The following is a 4,002-nucleotide window of genomic DNA, read 5'->3' as shown; positions in this document are numbered from 1 at the left end:
CTTCGGCAGCTCCTACACCGATCTCTGTAGGAGCTGCCGAAGGCTGCGATCTTTTGCTCTTCAGAGGCTAAATCACAACACCATCGCGGCCACCCAGCCGAATGCCAGCAGCGGCAGGTTGTAGTGCAGGAAGGTCGGCACCACGGTGTCCCAGATGTGGTGATGCTGGCCGTCGATGTTCAGGCCGGAGGTCGGGCCGAGGGTCGAATCCGAGGCCGGCGAACCGGCGTCGCCCAGCGCGCCAGCGGTGCCGACGATGCACACGATGGCAATCGGGCTGAACCCCAGTTGCACGCACAGCGGCACAAAAATAGCCGCCAGAATCGGCACGGTGGAGAACGACGAACCGATACCCATGGTCACCAGCAACCCGACCAGCAACATCAGCAGTGCGCCAACGGCCTTGCTGTGATTGATCCACGACGCCGACGATTCGACGAGGGTCTGCACTTCACCGGTAGCCTTCATCACTTCAGCGAAACCGGAGGCGGCGATCATAATGAAGCCGATCATCGCCATCATTTTCATGCCTTCGGTGAACAGGTCATCGGTCTCGCGCCACTTGACGATGCCGGACACCGAGAAGATCAGGAAACCCACCAGCGCCCCGATAATCATCGAATCCAGCAGCAGTTGCACGATGAACGCTGCGGCAATCGCCACGAGGGCAATCATCAGGCTCAACGGGTTGTACTGTACCGCCACTTGCTCGACCTGCTCGATTTTCGCCAGGTCGTACACGCGCTTCTTGCGGTAGCTGATAAATGCCATCGCCAGGCCGAAGACCATGCCCAGTGCTGGAATGCCCATGGCGTGGGTGACATTGATGCCGCTGATGTCGACGCCGCTGCGCGCCACATTCGCCAACAGAATTTCGTTGAGAAAGATGTTACCGAAGCCTACCGGGAGAAACATGTACGGCGTGATCAGGCCGAACGTCATCACGCAGGCGATCAGGCGGCGGTCGAGTTGCAGCTTGGTCAGTACATAGAGAAGCGGCGGCACCAGCAGCGGAATGAACGCAATGTGGATCGGCAGGATGTTCTGCGAGGCGATCGCCACGACCCACAGCAGGCCGATCAGCAGCCATTTGACGCTGTTGCCGCCGGTCGCATGTTGGCGGTCGACCATCGCCAGCGCCTTGTCGGCCAAGGCATGGGCCAGGCCGGATTTGGCAATCGCCACGGCGAACGCGCCGAGCAACGCGTAGGACAGCGCCACCGTCGCGCCACCGCCCAAGCCACTGTTGAAGGCCTTGAGCGTGGCGTCGATGCCCAGACCACCGGTCAGGCCACCAACCAGCGCGCCGACGATCAAAGCGATCACGACGTGCACGCGGGACAGGCTGAGCACCAGCATGACGCCGACTGCCGCTATGACTGCATTCATTTCACTTCCTCGAAAAACACTGCGGTGGAAAACCGACCGCCAGACAGAATGAGTCCGCCAAAGCTTAACCGGCGGATTTGCAAAGAGGGTCTTATTAGAAGGGCGCGCACTGTGCCGCAGAGTGGCCGCAGTGTCAAAGCTACGGGGTGATTGATCGTTCCCACGCTCTGCGTGGGAATGCCTCAATGGACGCTCTGCGTCCGCTTTGTGACGCGGAGCGTCAGGGGCTGCATTCCCACGCAGAGCGTGGGAACGATCACGTGCAAAGCATGACAGTGCGGCAATCCGCCCTATTGTATTTCAAAGATAAAGAAAGCCGATTTGCGGCCGTTACAGTGCAAAGTCTCAGATATTTATCGAATAAGGACGTCTCCATGTCGCTCAGACAACTTTCCATCCAATGGAAAATCACCCTGCTCGCCGGGCTGTGCCTGGCCGGTATCGTGACCCTGTTGGTCGGTCTATCGCTGTACCGCATGGAGCACAGTTCTGCACTGGTGAAAGCGTCCAGTATGGAAATGCTCACCGAATCCGCTCAGGCGCGCATCGAATCCCAGGGTGAAGTGCAAGCCGCCGGCATTCGCCAGCAGTTCATGGACGCCTATCAGTACGGCCACGGTTTCTCGCGGCAGGTGTTGTTCCTGCGCGAACAGGCCGAGAAGCGCTTCCTCGATGCCTTCGACCTGCGTGAAGACATGACCCGCCAAGTCAAATCGGCGCTGCAAGCCAACCCGGATCTGCTCGGCCTGTCGCTGGTGTTCGAAGCCAACGCGCTGGACGGCAAGGACGAACTGTTTGCCGGTCAGGCGGAGTTAGGCAGCAACGACAAGGGCCGTTTCGCCTTGTACTGGTCGCAACCGACACCGGGCAAGGTCAACTCGATGGCCCTGCCGGAAAGCGACATGGCCGACACCAGCACCGGTCCCAGCGGTCAGGCGGCCAACGCTTGGTTCACCTGCCCGCGCACCACGCTCAAGCCGTGCGTAATCGAACCGTACTTCTATGTCATCGACGGGCAAAAAGTGCTGATGACCAGCATCGTCTTCCCGCTGATGGTCAACGGCAAAGTCATTGCTTCGCTGTCGGTGGATATCAACCTCAACAGCCTGCAAGCGATCAGCCAGGGCGCAAGCAAAAAGCTCTATGACGGCCAGACCGCTGTGAGCATCATCAGCCCCGCCGGCCTGCTCGCCGGTTATAGCCCGGACGCAGGCAAACTCAGTCAGCGTCTGGACGCCGTGGATAAAACCAGCGGCGCCGAACTGCTGAGCAAACTCGCCTCCAGCACCAGCGTCAGCAGCCTGCACAGCAACGGCCAGTTGAAAGTGCTGTCGCCGTTCCCGCCGATTCCTGGGGGCCCGTCGTGGGGCGTGTTGCTCGACGTGCCGGAAAAAGTTCTGGTCAGCCGCGCCGAAGCGCTCAAGCAACAACTGGACGCCAGCAATAACTCAGGCACGTTGATCGAATTGAGCCTCGGCGTACTGGCTGCGCTAATCGGCCTGCTGCTGGTGTGGTTGATGGCACGCAGCGTGACCAAACCGATTCTCGGCGTGGCGCACATGCTTGAAGACATCGCCAGCGGCGAAGGCGATCTGACCCGTCGTCTGGCCTACGACAAGAAGGACGAGCTCGGGCAACTGGCCGGCTGGTTCAACAAGTTCCTCGACAAGTTGCAGCCGATCATCGCCGAGGTGAAACGCTCAGTGCAGGATGCGCGCAACACTGCCGATCAATCCTCGGCCATCGCCACCCAGACCAGCGCCGGCATGGAGCAGCAATACCGCCAGGTCGATCAGGTCGCCACCGCCTCCCACGAAATGAGCGCCACCGCGCAAGACGTCGCCCGTAGCGCCGCCCAGGCTGCGGAAGCCGCCAAGGATGCCGATCGCGCCACCCGCCAGGGCCTGACCGTGATCGACCGCACCACTGCAAGCATCGACACCCTCGCCGCCGACATGAGCGCGGCCATGGTGCAAGTCGAAGGTCTTGCGGCCAACAGCGAGAAGATCGGCGCCGTGCTGGAAACCATCCGCGCCATCGCCGAGCAGACCAACCTGTTGGCGCTCAACGCCGCGATCGAAGCAGCGCGTGCCGGCGAGGCTGGCCGTGGTTTTGCCGTGGTCGCCGATGAAGTACGCAACCTCGCCCGCCGCACCCAAGAGTCGGTCGAGGAAACTCGCCAGGTCATCGAACAATTGCAGAGCGGTACTCAGGATGTGGTCGGTTCGATGGGCAACAGCCATCGTCAGGCGCAAGGCAGTGTTGATCAGGTGGGCCAGGCTGTGACCGCGCTGCGCCAGATTGGCGATGCGGTAACGGTGATCAGCGACATGAACCTGCAAATCGCCAGCGCTGCGGAAGAGCAAAGTGCGGTGGCCGAGGAGATCAATAACAACGTGGCGACGATTCGCGATGTCACCGAATCGTTGTCCGGGCAGGCAAATGAGTCGGCGCGGGTGAGCCAGTCGCTCAATAGTCTGGCGAATCAGCAGCAAAGCCTTATGGATCAGTTCCGCGTCTAAGGTCCACCGCAAAGCCCCTGTAGGAGTGAGCCTGCTCGCGATGGCGATGTCATATTCAACATTGATGTGCCTGACAGACCGCCATCGCGAG

Annotated in this window: 2 protein-coding genes and 1 pseudogene; 2 read left to right on the top strand and 1 reads right to left on the bottom strand. The window is 60.7% G+C overall.

The window, feature by feature from the left end; translation table 11 throughout:
* Window positions 1–72: 72 nt before the first annotated feature.
* Window positions 73–1,389, bottom strand: coding sequence for a Na+/H+ antiporter family protein (locus tag EJA71_RS05540; protein ID WP_158955012.1), 1,317 nt, complete (start codon window positions 1,387–1,389; stop codon window positions 73–75).
* Window positions 1,390–1,574: 185 nt separating this feature from the next.
* Here EJA71_RS05540 and EJA71_RS27745 point away from each other — a divergent pair.
* Window positions 1,575–3,053: pseudogene (locus EJA71_RS27745) on the top strand (HAMP domain-containing protein); the annotation flags it as partial.
* A gap of 102 nt (window positions 3,054–3,155) precedes the next feature.
* Window positions 3,156–3,911: a methyl-accepting chemotaxis protein gene (locus EJA71_RS27740; protein ID WP_371925631.1), complete on the top strand. Its 756-nt coding sequence runs from the start codon at window positions 3,156–3,158 to the stop codon at window positions 3,909–3,911.
* The last annotated feature ends 91 nt before the right edge of the window (window positions 3,912–4,002 follow it).

It is taken from the genome of Pseudomonas sp. PB106 (assembly GCF_009764645.1).
In the GTDB taxonomy this organism is placed as follows: Bacteria; Pseudomonadota; Gammaproteobacteria; order Pseudomonadales; family Pseudomonadaceae; genus Aquipseudomonas.
The sequence above is the reverse complement of the archived record's forward strand: the minus strand, read 5'-3'. Positions and strand labels throughout refer to the sequence as shown.